Source organism: Curtobacterium sp. P97 (assembly GCF_023712445.1).
GTDB lineage: Bacteria > Actinomycetota > Actinomycetes > Actinomycetales > Microbacteriaceae > Curtobacterium.
The window spans coordinates 81,028-107,418 of sequence record NZ_JAMAYF010000009.1 but is presented as its reverse complement, the minus strand read 5'-3'; the positions used below and the strand labels follow the sequence as shown (position 1 = coordinate 107,418).

The following is a 26,391-nucleotide window of genomic DNA, read 5'->3' as shown; positions in this document are numbered from 1 at the left end:
TCGCACTCCCAGTTCTCGCTTCGGCTCCTGCTCTCCGCCGCAGGAGCGAGCGATACCCATGGCAACAACACGAGGGGAAGACAATGAAGTCGACAACACGCGCGCTCCTGACGGCCGGTCTGGTCGTCGCGCTCGGTGCCACGATGGCCGTCGCCACTCCCGCCGCCCCGGATGCGGAAGCATTCAGCGCGGCGAACAAGGCAACCGTCCTGAACTACCTGGGCTCGATCAAGGGGCAGAAGATCGTCAGCGGGCAGCACAACAAGGAACCCGCCGGTCAACCGAACCAGTACACCCAACGAGTGAAGGACATCACCGGCGTCTACCCCGGGCTCTGGGGTGGTGACTTCCTGTTCAACTCGGCCGATGTCGCGAACAGGCAACGCATCATCGACCAGGCGAAGACCGAGTGGAAGAACGGAGCCCTCGTCAGTCTCACCTGGCATGTCTGCCCACCGACCGTCGGGTCCTCCTGCTCGTTCGATGACGTCAAGTCGGACCTCAGCGACGCACAGTGGTCACAACTCGTCACGAACGGAACAGCCCTCAACACCGCGTGGAAGAAGCGGCTCGATGAGATCGTGCCGTACCTGCAGCAGCTCAAGGACGCCGGAGTCCCTGCGATCTTCCGTCCGATCCACGAGATGAACGAGCAGTGGGCCTGGTGGGGTGGACGGCCGGGAAGCAACGGGTCAGCTCGGCTCTACCAGATCACCCACGACTACCTCGTCGGCACGAAGGGGATGACGAACCTCGTGTGGGCATGGAACGTGCAAGACAATCCGGCAGGCGGCTTCTCGAACTACTACCCCGGCACGGGCTACGTCGACGTCGTGACGCTCGACGCTTGGTACAAAGCGTTCCCGAGTGCCGGCGAGTACCAGTCGCTCCGGTCGATCGCCGCCGGCAAGCCGATCGCCCTCGCCGAGGTCGGGACCTTGCCGACGGCCGCGAATCTCTCCGCACAACCCGAATGGGCCTGGTTCATGGAGTGGTCCGAGCAGCTCGAGGGCAGCAACTCACCTCAAGCGATCAAGGACACCTACTACAACCCTCGCGTCCTGCACCAGGGGGACCTCACGATCCCGTGAAGTGCGCTCCGTGAACCTCCTGCGGGGGAGCAGCGCCGACGTCGGCGGCCGGCTCTCCGCGCAGCAGCCTCCGCCGGGTAGCAAGACCTTCTCCTGGAATGCGACAGCGGGCTTCAGCGTGTGGCGTCCAAGACGTCGCCGCGAGGATCCAACGGTCGAACGACGAACCAGAGGGTGACGACCACGAAGACCTGCGCGAGGTCGCGACCACGGTCGCGAGCCCGACCGCTGAGATGAGGAGGTCCGAGGTGGACAGGACGACCAGTCGTCGCAGTTCCACCCGCGATGCGAGCCGCGCACCGAGTTGCGATCCGATCATCATGCACAGCGCATGCGAGGCAAACGCGACACCGGACCCGGTCGCGGTCGAGCCGAAGTGCCGTTGGAAGATGCAGACCGGCCTCCCTGCCAGCCGGTCGCCCCCGACACCCTCGGCGTCTTCGTGGCACTGCCCGGCGGCGATCAGCCGGCGTCGAGCCGTCGGACGCGCGCGCTCGTCGGCTGGGAGCCCAGCGGCCCGCTCCTGCTCGAGGACCCCGACGCAAGGTGCTCTACGCAAGCCGGCCGACGGACCGGTCCCGAGGACGAGGCACCGCCGACCGGCCCTCGCTCGACGAAGACCCCGGCGCCCGGCGCGCTAGGGTCGGCGCGTGGGGCTTCGGGAGCGGGACCGATCACGGCAGGTCAACGTCCGGGCACTCGTCGCGATCGCCCTGATCGTCCTGTGGGGCATCGTGCTCGTGGCGACCGGAGTCTTCGACCCCGCACACCAGACCCCGCCGTCCCAGTTCGACCACGACGACGGGATGCTCCCGCCCACAGCAGACGACCGCCGGACCTCTGCCGTCCAGGCTGCCGCGTTGATCGGGTCCTTGCCCGTCGCCGTCCTCGCCCTCTGCATCGCGGCGACCTCGCTCCGCGTCTGGCGTGAACAGGTGTCGGCGGTCATCGCGACCGGTCTCGCCAGCCTCGCCGCGCTGGCCGCCATCGGCCTCGCCTGGATCGGCGTCGGCACCGTCGTCTTCTTCACCTAGCCGGTGCAGGTGACGGCATCGACGTCGGGGGAGACGGCACCGACGTCGGGGGAGACGGCACCGACGTCGCGTCCCGAGCGGTCGACGTGGCACGGCGATCGTGCCGGTCGTCCGCCCCGTCAGGACGACAGGTGCGCTGCCGCACGGACCGGACGGAGTGCGTGACCGGCGGGCGGCGACGCCGCCCGCCGGCCGCCGGCCATCTCCTGCAGGACCCGGTGCACCTGTCGGCTGTAGCCGGACTCGTTGTCGTACCAGACGTACAGCACCGCGTGCTCGGACCCGTCCGCGATCGTCGCGAGCCCGTCCACGATGCCCGCCCGCCGACTGCCGAGCAGGTCCGTCGAGACGACCTCCGGCGACTCGACGTAGTCGATCTGCCGCCGGAGCGGCGAGGTGAGCGAGGCGTCCCGGAGCACCCCGTTCAGCTCGTCGCGTCCGACCGGGTGACCGAGCGTCAGGTGGACGACCGCGAGCGAGACGTTCGGCGTGGGGACGCGGACGGCGCTGCCGGTGAGCCGCCCGCGGAGTTCGGGCAGTGCCTTCTCGGCGGCCTTCGCTGCGCCGGTCGCGGTGATCACCATGTTCAGGCCCGCCGCCCGCCCTCGCCGGTCGGCGGGGTGGTAGTTGTCGACCAGGTTCTGGTCGTTCGTGGCGGAGTGCACGGTCTCCACGTGCCCGTGGACGATGCCCCAGGCGTCGGACACGACCTTGAGCACCGGGACGATCGCGTTCGTCGTGCACGAGGCGGCACTCACGACCGGGTCGTCGCCGATGCCGTCGTGGTTGATGCCGTGCACCACGTTCGGTACGTCGCCCTTCCCCGGCGCGGTGAGCAGCACGCGGGCCGCTCCGGGGGCGAGGAGGTGCTGCCCGAGCCCCTCGGCGTCGCGCCAGCGACCGGTGGTGTCGACGACGATCGCGTCCTCGATGCCGTGCGCGCGGTAGTCGACGGCGTCGGGGGAGTCGGCCGAGACGAACTGCACGAGGGTGCCGTTCGCGGTGATGGTGTCGTGCTCGGTGTCGACGGTCACCGTGCCGGCGAAGGGGCCGTGGATCGAGTCCCGGCGGAGCAGGCTCGCCCGCTTGACCAGGTCGCCGGGCCCGCGACGGCGGACGACGACGGCACGCAGGGCGAGCGGGGCGTGCTCCCCGGCGCGTTCGAGCAGGATGCGGGCGAGCATCCGACCGATCCGCCCGAACCCGTACAGCACGACGTCGCGCGGGGCTTCGCGGTGCGGTCCGTCCGCCGTGCCGCGGTGCAGGAAGAACTCGTCGGTGAGGAACTCGCGCAGGGTGCTGCCGAGGCGGTCGCGTCGGTGGCGGGACGCGAGGTCGCCGAGGTCCACCGACACCGACGACAGTGCCATCGTGTCGAGCTCGGTCAGGATCGCCAGGCTCGTCGCGACCGGCAGTTCGGTCTCGTCGACCCGGCGGCTCGACCGGTGCGCCTTGACGATCCCGATCGGGGACTGCCCCACCAGGGGACGGCCGTGGACGGACGGCACGACGTCGTCCCGCCGGTACAGCCGTCCGATGAGCGGCACCATCGCCTCGGCGGCAGCGAGCTTCTCGTCCCACACCCGCTGCAGGCGCGCACGCTCGGCGGCGGTGGACACCCCGGTCGTGGTCGGGGCGCCGGACGGCATCAGGCGACCTGCCGGACGTCGGCCGTGGCGTGCAGGGCGGCGCGACGCTCGTCGAGGATCGCGGTGAACACCGGGGGCGTGCGGTCGCCGAACCCGGCGAGGAACTCCTCGGTCAGGTCGCACTCCTCGAGCCACGGCCCGGGGTCGACGGCGAAGAGGGCGTCGAGCTGTGCGGCGGTGACGTCGAGCCCGTGCACGTCCAGGTCGTCCAGGTCGGGGAGCAGGCCGACCGGGCTCTCGGCCGCCGGCACGGTGCCCTCGACGCGGCGCGCGATCCACTCGAGCACGCGGGCGTTCTCGCGGAAGCCCGGCCACAGGAAGGCGCCGTCCTCGCCACGCCGGAACCAGTTGACCTGGAACACCGCCGGTGCTCCGGCGCCGAGGCGCTCGCCGATCCGGAGCCAGTGCGCCCAGTGGTCGGCCATGTCGTAGCCGCAGAACGGCAGCATCGCGAAGGGGTCGCGGCGGAGCTCGCCGACGGTGCCCTCGGCTGCGGCGGTCCGCTCGGACGACACCGTCGCACCCATGAACACGCCCTCGGCCCAGGTCGACGCCTGCGCCACGAGCGGGACGTTCGTCGACCGACGACCGCCGAACACGACGGCGTCGACGGGGACGCTGCGCTCCCACCCGTCGGCGAGCGTCGGGACCCGGTCGAGCGCCACCGTGAACCGGGCGTTCGGGTGCGCGGCCGGAGTGCCGCTCGCCGGTGTCCAGTCGGCGCCGGTCCAGTCGACCAGGTGCGCGGGCGGTTCGGGGGTGAGGCCCTCCCACCAGACGTCGCCGTCGTCCGTGAGCGCGACGTTCGTGAAGATCGTGTCCGCGGCGATCGTCTCGACCGCGACGGGGTTCGTGTCGGGGCCGGTCCCGGGCGCGACGCCGAACAGTCCGGCCTCGGGGTTGATCGCGTGCAACCGCCCGTCCGCTCCGGGACGGAGCCAGGCGATGTCGTCGCCGATCGTCTCGACGGACCACCCGGGCAGGGCCGGCTGCAGCATCGCGAGGTTGGTCTTGCCGCAGGCCGAGGGGAACGCGGCGGCGACGTGGACGGCCCGGCCCTCGGGCGAGGTGAGCCGGACGAGCAGCATGTGCTCGGCGAGCCACCCCTCGTCACGACCCATCACCGAGGCGATCCGGAGCGCGAAGCACTTCTTGGCGAGCAGGGCGTTGCCGCCGTAGCCCGAGCCGTACGACCAGACCTCGCGGGTCTCCGGGAACTGCACGATGTACTTCGTCGCGTTGCAGGGCCAGGACACGTCCGACTGCGGGACGCCCTGGTCGTCGCGGAGCGGGTGCCCGACGCTGTGCACGGTCGCGACCCACGGCACGCCGGCGTCGATCGCGCGGAGCACGTCCGCCCCGAGCCGGGTCGTCCTGCCCATGCTGAGGACGACGTAGGCCGAGTCGGTGACCTCGACGCCGAGCTGCGAGATCGGCCCGCCCACCGGTCCCATCGAGAACGGCACGACGTACATCGTGCGGCCGCGCATGCTCCCGGCGAACCGCTCGTCGAGCTCGGCGCGCATCGCGGTCGGTTCCCGCCAGTGGTTCGTCGGACCGGCGTCCTCGGGCGTGCGGGAGCAGGTGAACGTGCGCCCCTCGACCCGGGCGACGTCGTCCGGGTCCGACCGGGCGAGGTAGCTGTTCGGTCGGCGTCCCGGGTCGAGGGCGATCAGCTTGCCCTCGTCGACGAGCTGCCGCGTCAGGCGGGCGGTCTCGTCGGCTGACCCGTCGCACCAGACGACCTGGTCCGGGCAGGTGAGGGACGCGATCCGGGCGACCCACGCCTCCAGGGCGACGCGGGGCGAGCCGGGCACGGTGTGCGGTGCGGGACTCGTGTGGTTGGGGTTCGTGATCATCGTCGATCTCCTCGTGACGGGGGACTACCGGCGGGTGGCGGTCGAGCCCTCGGGCTCGACGATGGTGCGGACGGCCTCGGTCGAGATCCGCTCGTCGGTGGCGGGAGCGGAGCCGGGACCGTCTGCGCGAGCCGACGCGCCGTGGTCGTCGGCGGACATCGTCCGCTCGTCGAACGGCGCCGCACCGGACAGCACCCGCTCGACCTGCTGCTTGTCGATCTGCTTCGTCCACGTCCCGACCAGCACCGTGGCCACGGCGTTCCCGGTGAAGTTCGTCAGCGCGCGGGCCTCGGACATGAACCGGTCGATGCCGACGATCAGGCCGACGCCGTCGACCAGGTCCGGGCGGTGCGCCTGCAGGCCGCCGGCGAGGGTGGCGAGTCCGGCACCGGTCACCCCGGCAGCGCCCTTCGACGCGATGATCATGAAGACCAGGAGCGAGATCTGCTCGGGGATGTTCAGCGGCGTGCCGAGGGCGTTCGCGATGAACAGCGAGGACATCGTCAGGTAGATCGCGGTGCCGTCGAGGTTGAACGAGTACCCGGTCGGCACCGTGACGCCGACGACGGGCTTCGAGACGCCGAGGTGCTCCATCTTCGCGATGAGCCGCGGGAGGCTGACCTCGCTGGAGGACGTCGACACGATGAGCAGGTACTCGCGGCCGAGGTACTTCATGAGCCGGAAGATGTTGACCCCGGTCACGACGCGGAGCAGGACACCGAGGACGCCGACGACGAACACGATGCAGGTGATGTAGAACGCGACCATGAGGGTCCCGAGCGCGACGAGCGCCGCGACGCCGGTGGCACCGACCACCGCTGCGATGGCCCCGAAGGCGCCGATCGGGGCGGCCCACATGACCATCGCGAGGATGCGGAACACCAGGGCCTGCAGGTGTCGGATGCCGGTGAGGATCGGCGCACCCTTCTCGCCCATCGCCTGCAGCGCGAAGCCGACGAGCAGCGCGACGAACAGGGTCTGCAGGATGCTGCCGCTCGTCAGGGACGACACGAGCGTCGCGGGGATGATCCCGAGCAGGAACCCGGACGTCGAGGACGCGCTCTCCTCGGTGCCGGCGGGCAGCTCGTACGTCGCCTTCGACATGTCGAGCTGGTCGCCGGGGTGGATGAGGTTGCCGACGACGAGGCCGATCGCCAGGGCGAACGTCGACATCGCGACGAAGTAGCCGAGCGCCAACCCGCCGACCTTGCCGACCGTCGCCGCCTTCGCGATGGAGCCGACGCCGAGCACGATCGTGCAGAAGATGACCGGCGCGATCATCATCTTGATCAGCGCGATGAAGCCGTCGCCGATCGGCTTGAGTCCGACGGCGAAGTCGGGGGCCGTCAGGCCGACCACGATGCCGGCGAGCACGGCCACGATGACCGCGATGTAGAGCCAGTGCGAGCGATCCAGACCGCGTCGCCGTGGGCGGGCGGTGGTCGAGTGCGTCGATGCCATGCGACTTCCTTGTCGTCAGGACCAGGAGCGGCGTCGCTCCGGTCGGTTCGTCCTCGGGGGAACGGACACACCCTCGCGCGGAGCGACCCGCGGCGGCGACTTGTGTTCACAACGTTCACGGGGAGGCTGCGCGGACGGGCCCCCGTGCGCGAGGATGGGTCGTCCCGCAACGGAGCGAGGAGGCAGCTCAGTGGTACCCCGTCGGTGGAGCATCGCCGCGCGACTCTTCGCGCTGCAGCTGCTGTTCGTCGTGGTCGGGGTGGCGGTCGGTGGCGTCTGGAGCTGGACCTCGGCGCGAGCCGACCTCGAGGCGGACGCGGCCGAGAAGTCCACCGCCGTCGCGGTGTCGATCGCCCGGAACCCGTTCGTGGTCCAGCAGGCGACCACCGCGGACCCGTCCGAGCGCCTCGAGCCGTACGCGCTCGACCTGATGCGCCGCACCCACACGGACTTCATCACGATCATGGCGCCCGACCGGACCCGGTGGACGCACCCCGACCGGTCGGAGCTCGGCCGGCCGTTCCGCGGTACGGTCCAGCCGGCGCTCGACGGCCGGACCTTCACCGAGACCTCCACCGGGACGCTCGGCCCCTCGGTGCGGGCCGTCACGCCGATCACCGACGACGACGGCCGTATCGTCGGGCTGGTCGCCGCCGGGGTCACCGTGGCGAACATCTCGAGTGCCCTCGTGCCGCGACTCACGTCGGTCGTCCTGCTCGGCCTGGCGGTGGTCGCGGTGTCCGCGTTGTTCTCGTGGTTGCTCAGCCGGTACCTCGGTCGGGTCACCGCGGGACGGGGCCCGGAGGAGCTCGCGCGGGTCTTCGCGTCCTACGAGGGCGTGCTCCACTCGGTGCACGAGGGGCTCGTGGTCGTCGACCGGTCGGGGGCGGTCGTCCTGCACAACGACCGTGCGGCGGAGCTGCTGCACCTGCCGGCGCCGGCCGAACGCCAGGATCCGGTGCCGCTGGCGGCGCTCGACGTGCCGGACGCCCTCCGGACCCTGCTCGCATCGGGTGACCGTGCCGTGGACGAGACGTACCCCACGAGCGACCGGGTGCTCGTGGTCAACCAGGAGATGGCGTTCCCGCGGGGGGCGACCCGGCCGGTCGGCACCGTCGCGACCATCCGCGACCAGACCGACCTGCTGCACCTGTCCGGCGAGCTCGCCGCCACCAGGACGCTCACCGATGCGCTGCGCTCGCAGACGCACGAGTTCGCCAACCGCCTGCACACCGTCGTCGCGCTGCTGGAGCTCGGTCGGGTCGACGAGGCGATCCGGTTCGCCGCACACGAGATCGACCGGCACAGCGAGGTCGAGCGGCACGGCGAGACCGACCGGCGCAGCGGGACCGACGCGTCCGGCGAGAGCGACCCGTGCGCCGACCCGGCGCACACCGAGCCCGAGGTGCTCGACGCCCTCCTCGCCGCCAAGCGGGCACAGGCGGGCGAGCGCGGCGTCGACCTGGTCGCCGACACGAGCGGACTGCTCGGCCCCGTCCCGGCCGCACCCGCCGACGTGGTCACCGTGCTCGGCAACCTCGTGGACAACGCCGTCGACGCCGTCGCCGGTTCCCCGCAGGGCCCGGACCGCGGCCGCGTCGAGGTCGTCGTCGCCGCAGCCGGCGGGACCGTCCGGCTCGTCGTCCGCGACGACGGACCGGGCATCGCCGACGTCGACGCCGTCTACGAGCGCGGGTGGTCGACGAAGCAGTCCGGTCCCGAGGGACGCGGCATCGGCCTCGACCTCGTCCGCGCCACCCTGGCCCGCATCGGCGGTGACGTCGCCGTGACCACGGGACCGGACGGCAGCACGTTCACCGTCGAGATCACCACCGGGCGGGTGCCCTCGTGACCGCGCCCATCCGGGTCCTCATCGTCGAGGACGAGCCGCTGACCGCCGAGGCGCACACGGCCTACGTGTCGCGCATCGAGGGCTTCGCCGTGGTCGGCACCGTGGGGACCGGTCGGGCGATGCTCGCCGCGGTCGCTGCGGAGCGACCGGACCTCGTGCTGCTCGACCTGAACCTGCCGGACGCCCACGGCCTGCAGCTCGTCCGCACGCTGCGAGCCGCCGGTTCCGCCGTCGACGTCGTCGCGGTGACCGCGGCACACGACGTCCAGGCGGTGCGGAACGCGATCGCCCTCGGGGTCGTGCAGTACCTCGTCAAGCCCTTCAGCTTCCGGTCGTTCGCCGACCGGATGACGTCGTACCGCGAGTTCCGGCGCGGGTTCGAGGACCGTCGTGCCCTCACGCAGGCCGACATCGACCAGCGGCTCGGGACGCTCCGTCCGGTCGCGCCCGCCGACCACGAGAAGGGCATCGCCCCGGAGACGCTCGAGGTGGTGCGCGACGCACTGCTGCAGCGGTCCGACGGTGGTTCGGCATCCGAGGTCGCCGAGGCGACCGGGCTGTCGCGGGTCACCGTCCGGCGGTACCTCGAGCACCTGGCCGCTGCCGGGCAGGTCGCCAAGGACGTCCGCCACCGCGGGCAGGGACGGCCGGAGTACGAGTACCGCTGGTTGCGCTGATCGGCGCGCTGCGGGCGTGTGACGTGCGGCGTACCGGACGGGAGGCACGACGCGTGCCGGCGCGGCACGCTGCGGCCGTGCGCGGTGCCGGACGGGAGGCACGGTGCGGGCCGGCACCGCGCCTCCCGTCCGTGGTCCGGTCGCCCCGGCAGCGGGGTCAGCGTGCGCGGGCCGTGCCCGCGTCCGCACCTGCTCCGGTCCGGTCCTGCCGGAACCACTGCAGGAGCTCCCGCACCGCGGCGAGGTCCGGTGCCCCGCCGTGGTCGTCCGGCAGGAAGTCGAGGTCGTCGAAGGTGGTGCGGTGACCGGGCACCGCGGCGCGCTGCAGGGTGGTCTCGGCCGCGTAGCCCATCGACCAGTCCGGGAACTGCCGTGCGGGCACCTGTTCCTCGAGCAGCACGGTGACCTGGTCGTGGCGCGGGTCCTCGGCGATGTACGCCATCTTCTCGCGGACCGCCGTGGCGGGCCCCTCGAGCAGCTGCAGGAACCGGTGGTCGCGGAACAGCAGCAGGCCGGTCACGCCGGCGCGGGCGTTCGCGCTGCGGGCGTGCGCCAGCAGGTCGTCGAGGTCGTCGAGTCCGAAGCCGACGACCGCGCGGCTGGCGTAGACGAGCGACAGCAGCGCGCCGTCACCCGGGGTCTGCGTCGGTTCCGATGAGGGCTGCACGGGTCCACTCAGCCCGCGCGAGCCGAGAGCCGACCCGGTGACCGGGCGGTGACGTCCCCCGGTTCCCTGTGACCGACGTCGTGCCGCTCTCTACGGTGGAGCGATGCGAGAAGAGCTCGAGGCGGTCCTGCAGGCACACCGCGTCACGCCACTGCCCGACGGCGTGGACCGTGCCAGTGCCTGCGACCCGGAGCTGCCGAGCGCGGAGATCGTCGGGTGGGCGACCCTCGTCGTGGCCGGGGTGCCGCTGTCGGCGTCCGAGCAGGACCGGCTCGCGGACACCGCAGCGAACGCGTTCGCCCTGATCGCGGTGCTCCCCGTGGGCGCCCGACCGTACTTCGCCCGGCTCGGGCTGATCGCGACCCTGGCGTCGGCGCTCGCCGTGGGCGCGCCCGCTCCGCGCTAGTCCCTCGCCGCGCCCGCGTCCGCCGAGTGCGTGACTAGGCTCAGCACGTGCGGTCCGCGGGTGGTTCCCGGAAGGGCCGTCGGGCCGGACGGGCAGAGAGCAGGAGACCACGTGGCGCGAGCGACGAGCATCCGCGACGTGGCGGCCGAGGCCGGGGTGTCGATCACGACGGTGTCGCACGCGCTGAGCGGCAAGGGCACCGTGAGTGCCCGGACGCGCCTCCGGGTCGAGGAAGCGGTCGAACGGCTCGGGTACGCGCCGAACCCGATCGCCCGTGCCATGCGGACCGACCGACGGGCGGTCCTGGGGTTCGTGTCCGAGGAGATCGCGTCGACCCCGTACGCGGGCAAGATCATCGTCGGGGCGCAGGCCGAGGCCGCCGCGCACGACCACGTCCTGATGATCGTCGACATCGCAGCCGGGGAGTTCGACGACCCGCGCATCGACGCCCTGATCCAGCGGCAGGTCGACGCGGTGGTGTTCGCCTCGGCGTCGAACCGGGTCATCCGGCTGCCGCGGTCGCTCGACCCGGCCCGGACGGTGCTGCTCGACGCGTTCGACCCCGCTGCTCCGGTGCCGTCGGTGGTGCCCGACGAGCAGGACATCGCCGCGACGGCGGTCCGCGCGTTGCTCGCGGCGGGGCACCGGCGCATCGCGCACCTGACGGTCGAGGGCGCCGGTCCCGCCGTGACCGGCCGGGTCGAGGGGTACGAGCGGACCCTGGTGGAGGCCGGCGGCACCCCCATGGTGGTCCGCGCGGTCGGCGAGGTCGCGGATGCCGCAGCGGGCTTCCGGGCGGCGACGGAGCTGTTCGGACCGGTACCGGAGGCAGCCGGCGACCGCGCCGCCGAGCGCCCGACCGCGGTGTTCGCCTTCAACGACCAGATGGCGATGGGGGTCTACCAGGTCGCGGAGGAGCGGGGCATGCGGATCGGCCGTGACCTGTCGGTCGTCGGCATCGACGACCTGCAGCTCGTGGCCGCCGCCCTGCGTCCGGGCCTGACGACCGTCGCGCTCCCGCACGAGCAGATGGGTCGTGCGGCGGTCCGCCGTGCGCTCGAGCAGACGGGAGCGCTGACCGCACCGCCGACGCCGCGTGCCGGGGTCGAGCGGCTCCGCGGAGAGCTCGTCGTCCGCGACTCGATCGGACCGGTAACCGTTACTCGTTCGTGACCCGCGCCCGTGGCGAGCGGTCGGCCCCTGTGTGATGCTCTTCCTCAACACAAAACGATTTGGGTTTGTGCGAGTGAAAGGTCGAAGTAATGAGGCTTCGTAAGGGCATCGCCGTCGCCGCCGCGCTCGCGGTCGGGACCGGCTTGACGCTGACCGGCTGCAGCGCCGGAGGATCCGCATCGTCCGACGGCACGGTCACGATCTCCGGTGGCTTCACCGGTGCGCAGGCCACGGCGTTCCAGAAGGACCTGGACACGTGGGCCGAGGGCCAGGGCATCACGGTCAAGTACTCGGGCAGCGACAGCTTCCAGACGTCGATCGTCACGCAGGTGAAGGGCGGCCAGGCCCCCGACGTCGCGATCTTCCCCCAGCCCGGCGTGCTCAAGTCGCTCATCAGCCAGGGCATCCAGCCGCTCGACGACCTCGTGGACGTCAAGAGCGTCACCGCGGACGAGGCGAACGGCCTCGCCGACATCGCGAAGGTCAACGGCAAGACGTACGGCCTGCCCTACAACATCAACGTGAAGTCGCTCGTCTGGTACGACCCGGCCGCGTTCGAGGCCAAGGGGTACGAGGTCCCGAAGACCGACGCCGAGCTCACCGCGCTGCAGGAGAAGATCATCAAGGACGGCTCCGGCTACCCGTGGTGCGTCGGCATCGCGTCGCAGGGCTCGAACGGCTGGCCGATGACGGACTGGCTCGAGGAGTACGTGCTCCGCTACGGCGGCCTCGAGAAGTACGACGACTGGATCACCCACGAGGTGAAGTTCGACTCGCCCCTGGTCAAGCAGGCCGCGGGCAAGGTCGAGTCGATGATCTTCGCCGACGGCGCGGTCAACGGCGGCGGCAAGGCCATGGCGTCCACCGACTTCGGCGCGGCGGGCAACAACCTGTTCGTCGACGGCGGCAAGTCGGCGGGGCAGTGCTACATGATGCGCCAGGGCACCTTCATCACCGGCAACTTCCCGGCCGCGATCCAGGAGCAGATCGCGAAGGGCGACACGACGAACGTGAACGCCTTCCCGCTCCCGACGCCCGAGGGTGCCGCGACCTCCGGCACGCTCGGCGGTGGTGACCTGGTCGCCGCGTTCAAGACGGACGACGACACGAAGAAGGTCGTCGACTACCTGGTCGGCAAGGAGTTCGGCACGAACGGCTACGCCAAGAACTGGTCGGCCGCGCTCTCGCCGCACAACGACTTCCCGGCGTCCGAGTACACCAGCCCGTTCCAGAAGGTCGCGCAGCAGGCCGTGAAGGACTCGAAGGTGTTCGGCTTCGACGCCTCCGACCAGATGCCCGGAGCCGTCGGTGCCGGTACCGAGTGGACGAACCTGACGGCCTGGACCGCGGGTCAGCAGTCACTCGACCAGACGCTCAAGGCCATCGACGACTCCTGGCCGTCGCAGTAACACCCTCCACCTGCGCCGTGGCGGTGCCGACCAGCACCGCCACGGCCGTCGGCGCCTGCACGCCGCGACGACACACCCCGACAACGAAGTGAGGTGACCCCTCGTGCAGCAAGTCCTCAGCGTCCTCGTCTCCGTCATCGGCGGACTGGCCGTCTCGTTCCTGATCTACCTCGGGCTGAACTTCCTGGTCTCGAAGACGCACGGCAAGTGGCACGGTCGACTGCTGCCCTACGTCTTCATCGGGCCGGTCCTGCTCCTCCTGCTCGTCTTCCTGGTCGTCCCGACGGTGCAGACGGTCATCCAGAGCCTGCAGAAGACGGACCAGTACGGGCTGACGTCCTTCGGCGGCCTCGACAACTACGTCTCGCTCTTCTCGACGCCGTCGTTCCTGTCGACCCTGTTCAACAACCTGCTCTGGATCATCGTCGTCCCGGCGGTGGTGGTCGTGATCGGCCTGCTCGTGGCGACCTTGGCGGACCGCCTCGGGCCGAAGCGCGAGAAGACGTTCAAGTCCCTGATCTTCCTGCCGATGTCGGTGAGCTTCATCGCGGCCGCGTCGATGTGGTCGTTCGTGTACGCGTACAACGCACCGGGACAGCCCCAGGTCGGCCTGCTCAACGGCATCTGGACCGCGATCACGCACCAGAACCCGATCCCGTGGCTGCAGAACGACTTCCTGCGCATGAACAGCTTCCTGCTCATGGCGGTCGTGATCTGGCTGAACGCCGGCTACGCGATGGTCCTGCTCTCCGCGGCGATCAAGGCCGTGCCCGAGGAGACGATCGAGGCGGCACGCATCGACGGTGCCAGCGAGCGGCAGGCGTTCTTCCGCGTCATCGCTCCCCAGATCCGCACGACCATCATCGCCGTCGGCATCACGGTCCTCATCACGGTGATGAAGATCTTCGACATCGTCTTCGCGATGACCAACGGGCAGTTCGACACGAACGTGCTCGGCGTCGAGTTCTACTCGCAGTTCTTCGCGTTCAACAACCCCGGGAAGGCGTCCGCCGTGGTCGTCATCCTCATCCTCGCCGTGGTGCCCGTCATCGTGTACCAGGTGCGGACCTACCGCGAACAGGAGGCCCTCCGATGACCGAGATCGTCCCGGTGGCCGGAGCCCCGGAGATCGTCGCGACGAAGCGCGAACGGGTCACGAAGACCAGCGCCGAGCAGCGTCCCCGCGTCCTGCTGAGCATCGTCATGGGCGTCATCGCCGTGCTCTGGATGGTGCCGGCGATCGGCCTGCTCGTCACGAGCTTCCGCACGACGACCGCCGCCCAGAGCACCGGGTGGTGGACCGTCTTCGGGAACCTGTTCGGTACGGAGTGGACCCTCGACAACTACTCGAACGCGCTGACGGGGGCGACCTCGGGGACCGGGCAGAGCCTGGCGGCCGAGTTCCTCAACAGCGTCGCCGTCGCGGTCCCGGCCACGATCCTGCCGCTCATGATCTCCGCGTTCGCGGCCTACGCGTTCACGTTCCTGCAGTTCCGGTTCAAGGAGTTCTACTTCGCGGTCATCGTCGGGCTGCTCGTGGTGCCCGTGCAGATCTCGCTGATCCCGGTCCTGCAGCTGTACAAGACGATCACGCAGGCGACCGGGCTGCAGATCACCGGCACCTTCCCGGCGGCGTGGATCGTGCACTCGGCGTTCGCGCTCCCGCTCTGCATCTACATCCTGCGGAACTACATGTCGACGCTCCCCGTCGCGCTCATCGAGGCCGCCCGCGTCGACGGCGCGTCGCACTTCCAGATCTTCTGGCGGCTCGCGGTCCCGATGTCGGTGCCGGCGCTGGCGTCGTTCGCGATCTTCCAGTTCCTCTGGGTCTGGAACGACTACCTCGTCGCGTACATCTTCATCGGCAACACGAACCCCGTGCTGCAGCAGGGCCTGCTCGGGCTGCTCGGACAGTACGGGTCGGGCTGGAACCTGGTCGCGGCCGGCTCGTTCATCGTGCTGATCGTGCCCCTCGTGGTGTTCCTGTCGCTCCAGCGCTTCTTCGTCCGTGGCCTCACCGCAGGGTCGGTCAAGTGAGCACGGAGACGGCGACGCAGTCCGACGTGCCGGCGACGGAGCGCACCCGGACCGAGCCAGCGGCCGACGGCGCCACGATCCGGCGCCCGCGGCAGCACTTCACGCCCGCCCGCAACTGGATGAACGACCCGAACGGCCTGGTCGTCCACGACGGCCGGTACCACCTCTACTTCCAGCACAACCCGGACGGGATCGACCACGGCACGGTCGGCTGGGGGCACGCGTCGAGCACCGACCTGCTCACGTGGACCGAGCACGAGGTGGCGCTCGAGGCCGACGCGGACGGGCAGGTCTTCTCGGGCTCCGTGGTGTTCGACGCGGAGAACACGAGCGGGCTCGGATCGGCCGAGCAGCCGCCGCTGGTCGCGATCTGGACGCAGGCCGCCGAGACCGAGCAGTCGCAGGCCCTCGCCTCCAGCACCGACGGCGGGTACCGGTGGCGGAAGTACCCGGGGAACCCGGTGCTGCGCCGCGGCTCCGCCGACTTCCGCGACCCGAAGGTGTTCCGGTACGAGGGCACGGACGGCCCCTGCTGGATCATGGTCGCCGTCGAGGCCCAGGACCGCCAGGTGCTCGTGCACCGGTCGACCGACCTGCGCACCTGGACCCTCGTGTCGACCTACGGTCCCGCCGGTCCGGTCGGTGGTGTCTGGGAGTGCCCGGACCTCTTCCCCCTGACCGTCGACGGCGACCCCGACCGCGTGGTCTGGGTGCTGCTGGTCAGCCTCAACCCCGGCGGGGTCGCGGGCGGATCCGGTACGCACGTCGTGCTCGGGCAGTTCGACGGGGAGCGGTTCGTCCCGGACGAGCCGCTCCCCGCCGAGACCCGGTCGCCGGACGGGTCCTGGCGGCAGCAGTCCACCGAGGAGCTCGCGACGTACCGCTGGCTCGACCACGGTCCCGACTCGTACGCCGGCGTGACCTTCTCCGGTACGGGCCTCCGAGACCGGACGCTCGTCGCGTGGATGGACAACTGGGACTACGCGAAGGACCTGCCGACCACGCCGTGGCGCGGCGCGATGACCGCTGCTCGGGCCCTCGGTCTGACCGAGCGGGACGGACGCCTCGAGCTGGTGCAGCGGATCGTCGGCCCGACCGGTGCCGTGGACACGGTGCTCCGTCACGACGACGACGCGGCGAGCACCCACGAGCTCCCGGGACTCGTCCGCGTCGAGGTCGTGATCACGCTGCGCGGACCCGACGGTGTGGTCCGGTTGGAGCTCGACGACGCCGACGGCCGACGTCGGCTCGGCCTGCGCTACGACGCCGCCGACGCCTCGCTCCGGCTCGACCGTCCCGCCGTGCCGGGGCTCCCGGCGTCGTTCGGACGGCACGTGGCGTCGACGGTGCGACCGGAGGGCGACCGCGTCGCGCTCACCCTGTGGTTCGACGAGTCGTCGGTCGAGGTCTCGTCGGGTGCCGGCACCGGCTCGATGACGGCGCTGCTCGCCGGGTCGGCGACCGACGCACGCCGTCGCCTGCTGGTGGACCCCGGGCCGCACGCGGTCACCGTGACGGCATCCGCCGACGCGGACGAGGTGACCCCGGTCGGCTGACCCGACGCCGTGCCGGACGGGAGGCCCGTGGCGACGCCGCCACGGGCCTCCCGTCCGGCACCCGGTCCGGTCAGCGCGCGGTGCCCCGCTCCTGCTCGCCCGTCGCACGGTCCGGTGCGTCCGGCGCGTCGCGCCGTCGACCGCGCAGCAGGTCCGCCGACCGGATGAGGCGCAGCGACGTCACCAGCACGACACCGCCGAGCACGTTGAACACGAGCACGTAGCCGAACCAGGCGGCCCACTGGCCGTACGTGATCGACGCCCCCGCCTGGATGGCGCCGAAGACCAGCAGCGAGTCCAGGATCGAGTGGAAGAGCTGCAGACCGGCCAGCAGGAAGCCACCGGCGACCGCCGCGACGAGCTTCGCCGGGTCCGAGTCGGTGCCCTGCTGCATGCGGGTCACGAGGGTGATCGTGCTCCCACCGAGCACGGCGAGCACCGCGGTCTGCAGTCCGAAGGGGGCGTCGACGTAGTGCCGGGCGGACTCCTCGAGCACCGTGTGCCACTGCGGGAACGCCTGGACGACGAGCCACATCACGACCCAACCGCCGGCGAGGTTGCTGACCAGCGTCCCCGCCCAGAGCCGGACGAGCTGCCACACCGTGCCCTCCCGGGCGACGAGCGCCACGATCGGCACGAGGAAGTTCTCGGTGAAGAGCTCGCTGTGCGCCAGGTACAGCGCGACGAGCCCGATGCTGAAGGCGAGGCCCGCGAGCAGGTGGCTGTCGGTCTCGTGCAGGACGGCCAGGTACCCCATCACGCCGAGCCCGATCTCCAGGCCGCCGGCGAACCCGGTCGCGAGCACCACCCGCAGGGTCCGCTGCAGGCGTTCGGCCCCCTCGTCGACCACCGCGTCGAAGGACTCCTCGATCTCGTCCTCGACCGGGGCGTCGTTGTCGCCGACCTCGCGGCGTCGTTCGTCCGTCACCGGTCCGACGGTAGCCCCGGGCCCGCTGGGAGCCGACGACGGTGCGGATCGGGGCCCGGCGGACGCGCAGCGGGGTCGTCCCGCCACCGCACCTCTAGAACGGATCCTCACTTCTCCTGACGTCCAGCGCGGGCCTGCCGACAGGGGTCCCTGCGACCCGACGCACGCCCCGCCGCCGAACCTCCGCCCCCGGAAGGGACCCCTCCGTGCACCTGGTCCGCACCGTCGTCGTCACGCTCCTGCTCGGCGGGCTCTCGCTCGCGCCCGTCGCCGCCGCGGACCTCGCGTCGGCGAGCACCCTCCCGACGGTCCTGCCGGACCCTGCCGCAGGGACCCTAGCCGCGGACCCGGCAGACCCGCCGGTCGACCGGGCCGTGGCATCCGCTCCCGGTGCTGCCGGCCCGCAGGTCGACGGCGTGCGCGTCGGGGCCGGCTCGTACGCGCCGACGCCGCCGGCGGAGATCGCGTCCGTCGCCGACGTGCGGAAGACCGTCGACCAGCACCTGTACGTCGACCCGTCGCAGGCGGGGAAGCCCGTCCCCACGAACCAGTGGTGGACCGACCTGCTCGTCAGCAGGTACTCGGGCGACATGTGGGCGTACCCGTTCGTGTCGTCGAACAGTGCGCAGGGGACGAAGGTGACCCTCCCGACGTCCTGGAACGCGGACGGCACCGCGATGCGGCTCGACGCGCCGGTCACCGTGGGCGGCACGGTCGACCCGACGCCGGACACCTCCGACCGGGTGCTCGCCGACTTCGAGGACGGTCTGCCCGACGGGTGGACCACGACCGGTGACGCCTTCGCCGGGACCTCGTCCGGGACCGCGTCGGGGCAGAGCGCCGTGTCCGGCTGGCTCGGTGGTGGGTTCGTCGACTCGTTCACCGACCGCGACGGCGACGGCGCGACCGGCACGCTCACCTCGCCGGGGTTCACGGTCGACCGGTCGACCCTCGCCTTCCTGGTCGGCGGGGGCCGACACCCGGGGGCCGAGGCTGTGCAGCTGCTCGTCGACGGCGCGGTGGTCGAGGAGGCGACCGGCGCGGACAGCGAGGAGCTGCGCTGGACGACGTGGGACGTCAGCGCGTACCGCGGACGGACGGCGCAGGTCCGGGTCGTCGACTCGCTCCGTGCCGGGTGGGCGCACGTCCTGGTCGACCAGGTGCTGCTCACGGACGCCCCGGACGGCATCGCGGAGCGCTTCACCACGGCGTTCTCCGCCGATCGGGCCGACGCCCTGCGCTGGGGCGACTGGAACGTGAGCTGGCGGATGCCGCAGGCCGGACCGGGCGGTCAGTACATGGACGTGACGAGCGTGCAGGGGTCGCCGTACGAGTGGTTCGAGTTCCACGGCATGACCCCGCGCATCACCCTGCAGGACGGCGCCGCGCTCACCGACGCCGACGGCCGCGGACTCACCGGGACGATCACGACCGACCGCTTCGAGATCCGGCAGGACGGGCACGTGTTCGGGGTGCACGCGCCCACCGGCACCACCTTCACCCGCTCCGGGAACGTGCTCGAGGCATCCGCGGGCACCCCCTTCCTCGTGCTCAGCGCGGTGCCCGAGCAGGGGCTGACGCTCGACGACCTGCACCGCACGGCCTTCGCCGTCCCGCGGGACACCCGGATGGACTACTCGTACGACCCCGCGGCGGGTCAGGTCGAGCAGCGGTGGTCGCTGCAGACCGACGTGCTGCAGGGCTCGGACCACGACACCGTCCAGGGCTGGCTGCAGCACCAGTACGCCGAGGCGACGCACGACCTGTCGTTCACCGGAGCCACGTACGCGACGCCGCGCGGCACGATGAGGACGACCGTCGGGCACGACGGCTGGACGCTGCGGTACGCCTTCAGCGGGCTGACCCCGATCGGCGCCGAGCCGACGAGCACGGGCGACGACCCGTACCGCGAGGAGGTCATGCGGCAGTACCTGTCGGACTACGCCGCGAAGGAGACCTACGGCGGCGACACCTACTGGGGCGGCAAGGACCTGCAGCAGCTCGGCGCGTACATGAGCGTCGCGGACCAGATCGGCGACACCGAGGACGCCGACCGGATGCGGGCGACCCTCGAGCGCGCACTCACGGACTGGTACACGTACAGCGAGGGCGAGCGGGAGCACTTCTTCGCGATGTACCCGACGTGGAAGGCCCTCATCGGGTTCGGCGACTCGTACGGGTCCGCCCAGTTCAACGACAACCACTTCCACTACGGCTACTTCACACTCGCGACCGCGCTGCTCGGACGGGCCGACCCCGAGTGGGCACAGCGGTACGGCGAGATGGCGACCCTCGTCGCGAAGCAGTACGCGAACTGGGACCGGGACGACGAGCGCTTCCCGCACTTCCGCACCTTCGGCGTGTGGACCGGTCACTCGAACGCCGGCGGTGTGTCCTCGCCGGGCGGCAACAACCAGGAGTCGTCGTCCGAGGCGATCCAGTCCGAGGCCGGGCTGTTCCTGCTCGGGTCGGTGCTCGGTGACGAGGACATGCAGGCAGCCGGTGCGGTGCAGTACGTCACCGAGCGTGCCGCCGTCCGCGACTACTACCAGAACGCCCACGGCAACCCGGCGTCGGCGGCGTACGACGGCGACGGCGCGTTCCCCGAGGCGTACGACGCCGGACAGGCCGGCATCCTCTTCGACTCCGGGCAGGCCGAGGCCACGTACTTCTCCGGCGACCCCGCGTGGATCTACGGGATCCAGTGGATGCCGACCGCGCCGTGGTTCACGTACTTCGGGTGGGACCCGGACTTCTCGATGGCGATCATGCGGCAGATGATGGCAGCCCGGGGCGAGGTCGTCGGGCAGGACGGCGTCGTGGACGGCAACGCCGGGCACGTGCAGATGCTCACCAAGAAGTGGTGGGGCGTCGGTACCTACGGGGACGTCGCGATCACGCGGGACCGGCCGGCGGCGATCGGTGAGCTGCAGGACGCGATCCGGGCCGTGGAACGGAACCACCCGGGCTACGTGACCGCGAAGACCGCGACGAACCCCCTGTACGACCGGTCGACGGACACGCTGTACGTCTCGGTCGACGACGACGGCTCCGTCGTGTTCCCGTCCCGGTGGTGGACACCCGAGGCCCTGCCGGCGGCACTCGTGCCCGCGCAGCTCGACGGCTCGACGGCGGACCGGCAGCCGGGGGACTGGCCGGAGCCGTCGCCGCTCCTGCCGTTCCTCGTCACCGACTACCGGGCGGACCCCGACACCATCGGCCGGCTGTACGGCGTCGACCTGACCCACCACCGCCCGGGCGCCGACACCGCCCGCGCGGCCGCCGTCTTCAGCGAGATGGGCGATGCACTCGGCAACGTCGTCCTCGGGTTCCTCGCCCAGTACGACCCGGACACCTACGCCGACGTCCACGCGGCGCTCTGGGAGGCGCAGGACCCGACCGTGACCGGACAGTCGATGGCCGGGATGGTCTACCACCAGGCGATGTCGAACCGCACCGTCGGGCACGAGGTCACCGACCGCCACACGTCGAACCCGCTGAGCCAGGTGTTCCGCGCCGCCGACGGCACGTACTCCTACGTGATCGACAACGTCGACGACGTCCAGCGCACCTACGACGTGTACGCGGGGCAGCGGGTCGTCGGGCAGATCGCGGTGCCCGCCCGGACGCAGATCACGTCGCACCTCGATGCCCGACTGGCGAAGGTCGTCGTCGGGACGGAGGGCGACCCGCGCACGCTCGCCCCGGGCAGCACGACCGCGTTCACCGCGACCGGCTACGACCAGTACGGCGCGACCGTGCCGCTCGACGACGTGCGGTGGTCGACGAGTGCGGGGACGATCGACCAGGACGGCACCCTGCACGCGGGGGCCGCGGCGGACCAGGTGTCCGTGACCGCGACCGTCGGCACGGTCTCCGACGCGTACGACGTGCGTGTCGCCCCGGCACCGGTGCTCACGGGCATCGCCGTGACGCCCGGCACCGCCCGTGCCGTGGTCGGCGAGCCGGTGACGTTCTCCGCCGAGGGGCGCGACCAGTACGGTGACCCGGCTCCGCTGCCCGCCGACGTCGCCTGGAGCACCACCGCTCCCGGCACGGTCACCGGTGACGGGACCCTCACCACCACCGCGCCCGGCGCAGGCTACGTCGTCGCGACGGTGAGCGACGTCGAGGCCGGCGGGGTCGAGGCCGGCGGGGTCGAGGGCAGTGCCGTCGTGTCGTCGATCGCCTCGGTCCCGGTGGTCGAGGGGACCACCGCGACCGCGAGCTCGACCGACGGGGGCAACACCGCGGCGAAGGCCGTCGACGGGGACCCCGCCACCCGCTGGGAGAGCGCGCACGGCGTCGACACGGTGGACCTGACGCTCGACCTCGGGTCCGCGCGGGACGTCGACTCCGTCCGGGTCACGTGGGAGAACGCCGCGGCGGCACGGTACGTCGTGCAGGTGTCCGACACGGACGACGGCCCCTGGCGGAACGTCCGCACCGTCACGAACGCGGACGCGTCGGTGGACACCGTGCCGGTCGGCGCGACCGCCCGCTTCGTCCGGCTGCACATGACCGACCGCCTCACCCAGTACGGCTACTCGGTGTGGGACGTGCAGGTGACCGGGACACCGGCCACCGCCGACGTGGACGTGCGCGACCTGCTGGTCGCCCCGCGCAGCGTCACGGTGCTGCCCGGCTCCTCCGTCCGGCTCGCCGCGTACGGGTTCGACGCCGACGGCCACGGCGGTCTGCTGACCGGTGACGCCCAGCCCGTCTGGACCGCGGACGAGGGTGCGACGGTGAGCGCCTCGGGCACGGCGACCCTGCCGGACCGCGGCGGTGCCACCGCGACGGTCCGCGCGGTCCGTGGTGCGGCGACCGGGCAGGCCGTCCTCACGACCCTCGACCAGGGTGAGTCGCCCGCGGTCTCCCGCGACGTCGCCGTCGGCAAGCGGGTGACGACCTCGTCCGACGAGCGCGGGAACCTGTCGGGCGACGCAGCCGTGGACGACGACGACACCACCCGGTGGTCGAGCACGGCTCGCGACGGCGAGTGGCTCGCCGTCGACCTCGGCTCGGTGCTGCCGCTCGACCGCGTCGAGGTCCTCTGGGAGACGGCTGCAGCGGCGTCGGACCACGTCGAGGTCCGCGACCGGGCATCCGACCCGTGGCGCACGGTCTCGACGACGGCCGAGGGACGGGGCGGGACGGAGACGCACGACCTCGACGGCGTCCGGGCCCGCTTCGTGCGCCTGGTGGCCGACTCGCGCACGACCCGGTACGGCGTCTCGGTGTGGTCGTTCCGGGTGTTCTCCACCGAGGGCACGCCGACGCCGGACCTCGCCCGGCGCGCCGCGGTCTCGTCGTCCGGCGACGAGTCGGCAGGCACACCGGCGCGCCACGCGGTGGACGGGGACCCGGGCACGCGGTGGGCGAGCGAGCACCGGGACGATGCCCGGCTCGACGTCGACCTCGGTGCGCGCCACGAGGTGCACGAGGCGACGATCCGGTGGGAGGACGCGTACGGCCGCGCCTACCGCATCGAGGGTCGCGACGCGACGACCGGAGCGTGGACGACCATCGTCACCGTCACCGACGGCGACGGTGGCACCGACCGGGTCCCGCTGTCCGGTACGTGGCGGCAGATCCGGTTGCAGGGTGTCGACCGGGCGACGCCGTACGGGTACTCGACGTACGCCTTCGAGGTCCGGTAGCGCGGGCGGCGGGCGGAGGACGACGTCGCCGCCCGCCCGCCTCGTCAGCCGAGCGCTGCCGCGAGCAGCTCGTCGACGAGCTCGACGTAGCCGAGGCCCACCGCCGCGTACATCCGCGGGACCTGCGACTGCTCGGTGAAGCCCGGCGCGGTGTTCACCTCGTTGAGCACCACCCCGTCACCGGTGACGAAGAAGTCGAAGCGGGCGACCCCGGCGCAGCCCAGGACCTCGTAGAGCACGGCGGCGGCACCGGTGACCGCTGCGTGCTCGGCGACCGACAGGCCGGCCGGGATCCGGAACGGGGCGCTGCCGTCGTACTTCTGTTCCCGGTCGAAGACGCCGCGCTCGTCGGTGGCGATCTCCAGTGTCGCGCCGCACCGCAGGACGCCGGACCGGTCGCGGAACAGCGCCACGTCGACCTCACGCCCGGCGACGAACGACTCGACGAGCACGGTGCCGCCGGCGGAGCGTGCGTGCTCGATCGCCGCCGCCAGGTCGTCGTGCCGCCGGACCAGGGTGACGCCGTTGCTCGACCCGGCCGACGTCGGCTTCACCACGAGCGGGGGTGCGGACGGGACGGCCGCCGCTGCCTCGTTCGCCGACACCGCTGCCGCGACGCGCACGGCGGGCGCGCAGGCGATGCCGACCGCGCCGGCGACCGTCTTCGTCACCCACTTGTCCGCCGCGAGGGCGCCGGCTCGGACCGGTGAGCCGACGACGGGCACGCCGACGAGGTCGAGCAGCCCGGCGACGGCGCCGTCCTCGCCGTGCTCGCCGTGGAGCAGCGGGAAGGCCGCGTCGCAGGACGTCAACCGGGCGACGGCATCGGCCGGGGACAGGAGCGCCCCGCCGTCGTCGTGCCACGTGCCGTCACGGCCGACGGTCAGCGGGACCGCGGTGTGGCCGCCGGTGCGGAGTGCGGCGACGACGGCCGCCGCGGAGGCCAGGGACACGTCGTGCTCGTCGTTCGCGCCGCCGCCGATCACGGCGACGCGGTGGTGTGGTCGGTCGGTCACGGGTGCTCCTCGGTGCTCGGATTGGTGCTGGTGCTGGTGCTGGTGCTGGTGCGGTGCACGCGGGCGACCCGGCTGCCGATCCGCGTGACGAGCTCGTGCGGGATCGTCCCCGCCCACGCCGCCCACTCGGCGACGGTCGGTTCGCCGCCGTCCCCGGGGCCGAACACGGTGACCGGTTCCCCCGGGGACGTGCGTTCGGTGCCGGTGTCGACGACGACGCTGTCCATCGAGAAGCGCCCGACGACCGGACACCGGCGCCCACGGACCAGGACCTCGGCCCGGCCCGAGGCAGCGCGGGGGAGACCGTCGCCGTACCCGAGCGGCAGCAGCGCCAGGTTCGTCGCGGACGCGGTCGTGCTCGTCCCGCCGTACCCGATGCGGGTGCCCGCCCGCGCCGAGCGCGAGGACACGACCACGGTCGTCAGTGACAGCGCCGGCCGCAGCCGGTCGGTCGTGCCCGAGGGGTCGATGCCGAAGAGTCCGGCGCCGATCCGGTGCAGGTCGAACCCGGCCCCGACGCCGGTCAGCGTGGCAGCGGTGGCCGCGAGGTGCACCGTGGACGGGGTCAGCCCGCGGCGACGGGCGGTCCGGACGGCGTTGCCGAAGAGCAGGCGTTCGCGGACGTTCTGGTCGTCCTCGGGGCGGTCCGCCGAGGACATGTGCCCCATCACGCCGACGACCCGGACCGACCCGGTGCCCTCGGCCTCGCGCGCCAGCGAGCACAGCGCTGCCCAGTCGGCCGGCGCACACCCCTCGCGGGCCATGCCGACGTCGACGTGCAGGTGCACCCGTGCCGCGCGACCGACGGCGCGTGCCGCGACCACGACGGCGACCAGGACGGCGGGGTCGGCGACGGCGAGCGCGACGTCGGCGCCGACCGCCGCGGCGAAGTCCGCGTCCGGTGGGTTCAGCCAGCTCAGCACCGGTGCGGTCACGCCCTCGGCGCGGACCGCGAGCGCCTCGTCGACGCTCGTGACACCGACGGAGCCGGCCCCGGCCTCCAGGACGGACCGTGCGACCGCCCCGTGCCCGAACCCGTCGGCCTTGAGCACCGCCATCAACCGTCCGCCCGTCAGGGCGGCGAAGAAGGTCGTGTTGGCGCGGATGGCGTCGTCGTGGACCGTCAGGAGCGACCCGGACGCGGTCACTGCTGCATCCGCGGGTCGCCGGTCGGGTCCCAGTACTTGCGGGGGCACCCGTCGGAGGGGGCGTCCGGCCGGAGCTCGAAGTGCCACGCCTCGTTGTCGTAGACCTGGCAGAGCCCGTACCGAGCGCCGTTGTCCTGCAGCCAGGTGGCCGCATCCCAGTCCCCGATGTCGATCGCCTCGCCGCGGACGTGGAGCGACGTCTCGGGCGTCGAGACCCAGCGCGCCGCCTCCTGCCGCGAGCCGTACTCGGCGACGGCGTCGTCGAGGAGTCGTTCCTGGAGCGCGGGGGAGCGCCAGCCGCTGTTCACGACGAAGCGCACGCCCTCGCCCTCGGCGTCCCGGGCAGCGCGACGGACCGCGTCGAGCAGGTCCGGCTGCAGTCGTGCGACCGCGGGCAGGTCGTCGTCGAAGACCGACGCGCCGGACGGCACCTCGCCGGCGGCGGATCCGGTGGCGGCGCCGGCCGTGCCGTCGTCGTGTGTGCCGGCGGAGGCGCCGGTGAGGCCGTGCCCCGGTGCGCCGCCGGTCGCTCCGGGGCGGCCGGAGACGGCGGACAGCACGACGAGGACGACGGCGACCGCCGCGACGAGGGCGAGGAGGACGACGACCAGGACGGCCCCGGTTCGTCGCGGTCGTGCGGGGACGGGGACGGAGGGAGGAGCGGGACGGTGCTGCATGTCGACCAGTGCAGCGTGGACCGTGTCGTCGGAGCGTACGCGTTTCCGCATACGCTCCCGACACGTACCGCCGCCTAGCATCGGTGCC

At 72.1% G+C, this 26,391-nt stretch carries 19 protein-coding genes; 11 read left to right on the top strand and 8 right to left on the bottom strand.

The window, feature by feature from the left end:
- The first annotated feature begins 83 nt into the window (after positions 1 to 83).
- Both M3677_RS11205 and M3677_RS11200 read left to right on the top strand, forming a co-directional pair.
- The gene (locus tag M3677_RS11205) at positions 84 to 1,091 is read left to right on the top strand and encodes a glycoside hydrolase family 26 protein (protein ID WP_251160571.1); all 1,008 of its coding nucleotides are present in this window, start codon (positions 84 to 86) and stop codon (positions 1,089 to 1,091) included.
- 650 nt (positions 1,092 to 1,741) lie between these two features.
- A complete protein-coding gene (locus tag M3677_RS11200; protein WP_251160570.1) occupies positions 1,742 to 2,125 on the top strand; it encodes a hypothetical protein in 384 nt (127 codons plus the stop codon).
- Between the two features lie 119 nt (positions 2,126 to 2,244).
- On the opposite strand, the gene M3677_RS11195 is transcribed toward M3677_RS11200, so the two are convergent.
- Genes M3677_RS11195 through M3677_RS11185 form a run of 3 tightly spaced genes read right to left on the bottom strand, consistent with a single transcriptional unit; the run spans position 2,245 to position 7,094 of the window.
- The gene (locus tag M3677_RS11195) at positions 2,245 to 3,774 is read right to left on the bottom strand and encodes a glyceraldehyde-3-phosphate dehydrogenase (RefSeq protein ID WP_285844706.1); all 1,530 of its coding nucleotides are present in this window, start codon (positions 3,772 to 3,774) and stop codon (positions 2,245 to 2,247) included.
- Complete coding sequence (locus tag M3677_RS11190; RefSeq protein ID WP_251160569.1) at positions 3,774 to 5,633, bottom strand: phosphoenolpyruvate carboxykinase (GTP); 1,860 nt, start codon at positions 5,631 to 5,633, stop codon at positions 3,774 to 3,776. The genes M3677_RS11195 and M3677_RS11190 overlap by 1 nt, the downstream gene beginning before the upstream one ends.
- A 24-nt stretch (positions 5,634 to 5,657) precedes the next feature.
- Entirely contained in the window at positions 5,658 to 7,094 is a 1,437-nt protein-coding gene (locus tag M3677_RS11185; protein ID WP_066652321.1) for a cation:dicarboxylase symporter family transporter, read from the bottom strand.
- A gap of 190 nt (positions 7,095 to 7,284) precedes the next feature.
- Here M3677_RS11185 and M3677_RS11180 point away from each other — a divergent pair, with 190 nt between their 5' ends.
- Positions 7,285 to 8,946, top strand: coding sequence for an ATP-binding protein (locus M3677_RS11180; RefSeq protein WP_251160568.1), 1,662 nt, complete (start codon positions 7,285 to 7,287; stop codon positions 8,944 to 8,946).
- Entirely contained in the window at positions 8,943 to 9,623 is a 681-nt protein-coding gene (locus M3677_RS18455) for a response regulator (protein ID WP_251160567.1), read from the top strand. The genes M3677_RS11180 and M3677_RS18455 overlap by 4 nt, the downstream gene beginning before the upstream one ends.
- Before the next feature lie 157 nt (positions 9,624 to 9,780).
- On the opposite strand, the gene M3677_RS11170 is transcribed toward M3677_RS18455, so the two are convergent.
- Positions 9,781 to 10,290, bottom strand: a complete 510-nt coding sequence (locus M3677_RS11170) for a BLUF domain-containing protein (RefSeq protein WP_066652328.1) — start codon at positions 10,288 to 10,290, stop codon at positions 9,781 to 9,783.
- Positions 10,291 to 10,393: 103 nt separating this feature from the next.
- On the opposite strand from M3677_RS11170, the gene M3677_RS11165 reads away from it, so the two are divergent.
- The 6 genes from M3677_RS11165 (at position 10,394) to M3677_RS11140 (ending at position 16,871) form a co-directional block, all read left to right on the top strand.
- Positions 10,394 to 10,696, top strand: coding sequence for a hypothetical protein (locus M3677_RS11165; RefSeq protein WP_066652329.1), 303 nt, complete (start codon positions 10,394 to 10,396; stop codon positions 10,694 to 10,696).
- Positions 10,697 to 10,807: 111 nt separating this feature from the next.
- Positions 10,808 to 11,869 (top strand): LacI family DNA-binding transcriptional regulator, encoded by a 1,062-nt coding sequence (locus M3677_RS11160; RefSeq protein WP_251160566.1) that lies wholly within the window; start codon positions 10,808 to 10,810, stop codon positions 11,867 to 11,869.
- Positions 11,870 to 11,958: 89 nt separating this feature from the next.
- Positions 11,959 to 13,278 carry an ABC transporter substrate-binding protein gene (locus M3677_RS11155; RefSeq protein WP_066652332.1) on the top strand — a complete coding sequence of 440 codons (1,320 nt, stop codon included), beginning with the start codon at positions 11,959 to 11,961 and terminating at the stop codon, positions 13,276 to 13,278.
- 103 nt (positions 13,279 to 13,381) lie between these two features.
- On the top strand, positions 13,382 to 14,374 hold the full coding sequence (locus M3677_RS11150) for a carbohydrate ABC transporter permease (RefSeq protein WP_066652333.1): 993 nt from the start codon (positions 13,382 to 13,384) through the stop codon (positions 14,372 to 14,374).
- Positions 14,371 to 15,315 carry a carbohydrate ABC transporter permease gene (locus M3677_RS11145; protein ID WP_209683910.1) on the top strand — a complete coding sequence of 315 codons (945 nt, stop codon included), beginning with the start codon at positions 14,371 to 14,373 and terminating at the stop codon, positions 15,313 to 15,315. The genes M3677_RS11150 and M3677_RS11145 overlap by 4 nt, the downstream gene beginning before the upstream one ends.
- A complete protein-coding gene (locus tag M3677_RS11140) occupies positions 15,312 to 16,871 on the top strand; it encodes a glycoside hydrolase family 32 protein (protein ID WP_251160565.1) in 1,560 nt (519 codons plus the stop codon). The genes M3677_RS11145 and M3677_RS11140 overlap by 4 nt, the downstream gene beginning before the upstream one ends.
- Positions 16,872 to 16,941: 70 nt before the next feature.
- Here the strand turns inward: M3677_RS11140 and M3677_RS11135 are convergent, their stop codons facing one another.
- Positions 16,942 to 17,799, bottom strand: a complete 858-nt coding sequence (locus M3677_RS11135) for a formate/nitrite transporter family protein (RefSeq protein ID WP_066652338.1) — start codon at positions 17,797 to 17,799, stop codon at positions 16,942 to 16,944.
- Positions 17,800 to 18,005: 206 nt separating this feature from the next.
- Here M3677_RS11135 and M3677_RS11130 point away from each other — a divergent pair, with 206 nt between their 5' ends.
- Positions 18,006 to 23,462 (top strand): discoidin domain-containing protein, encoded by a 5,457-nt coding sequence (locus M3677_RS11130; protein WP_251160564.1) that lies wholly within the window; start codon positions 18,006 to 18,008, stop codon positions 23,460 to 23,462.
- 44 nt (positions 23,463 to 23,506) lie between these two features.
- Here the strand turns inward: M3677_RS11130 and M3677_RS11125 are convergent, their stop codons facing one another.
- Genes M3677_RS11125 through M3677_RS11115 form a run of 3 tightly spaced genes read right to left on the bottom strand, consistent with a single transcriptional unit; the run spans position 23,507 to position 26,303 of the window.
- Positions 23,507 to 24,478, bottom strand: coding sequence for an ATP-grasp domain-containing protein (locus M3677_RS11125; RefSeq protein ID WP_251160563.1), 972 nt, complete (start codon positions 24,476 to 24,478; stop codon positions 23,507 to 23,509).
- Complete coding sequence (gene alr / locus M3677_RS11120; protein ID WP_251160562.1) at positions 24,475 to 25,626, bottom strand: alanine racemase; 1,152 nt, start codon at positions 25,624 to 25,626, stop codon at positions 24,475 to 24,477. Before alr ends, M3677_RS11125 begins: the two co-directional genes overlap by 4 nt.
- The gene (locus tag M3677_RS11115) at positions 25,623 to 26,303 is read right to left on the bottom strand and encodes a M15 family metallopeptidase (RefSeq protein WP_209683889.1); all 681 of its coding nucleotides are present in this window, start codon (positions 26,301 to 26,303) and stop codon (positions 25,623 to 25,625) included. Before M3677_RS11115 ends, alr begins: the two co-directional genes overlap by 4 nt.
- Between the last annotated feature and the right edge of the window lie 88 nt (positions 26,304 to 26,391).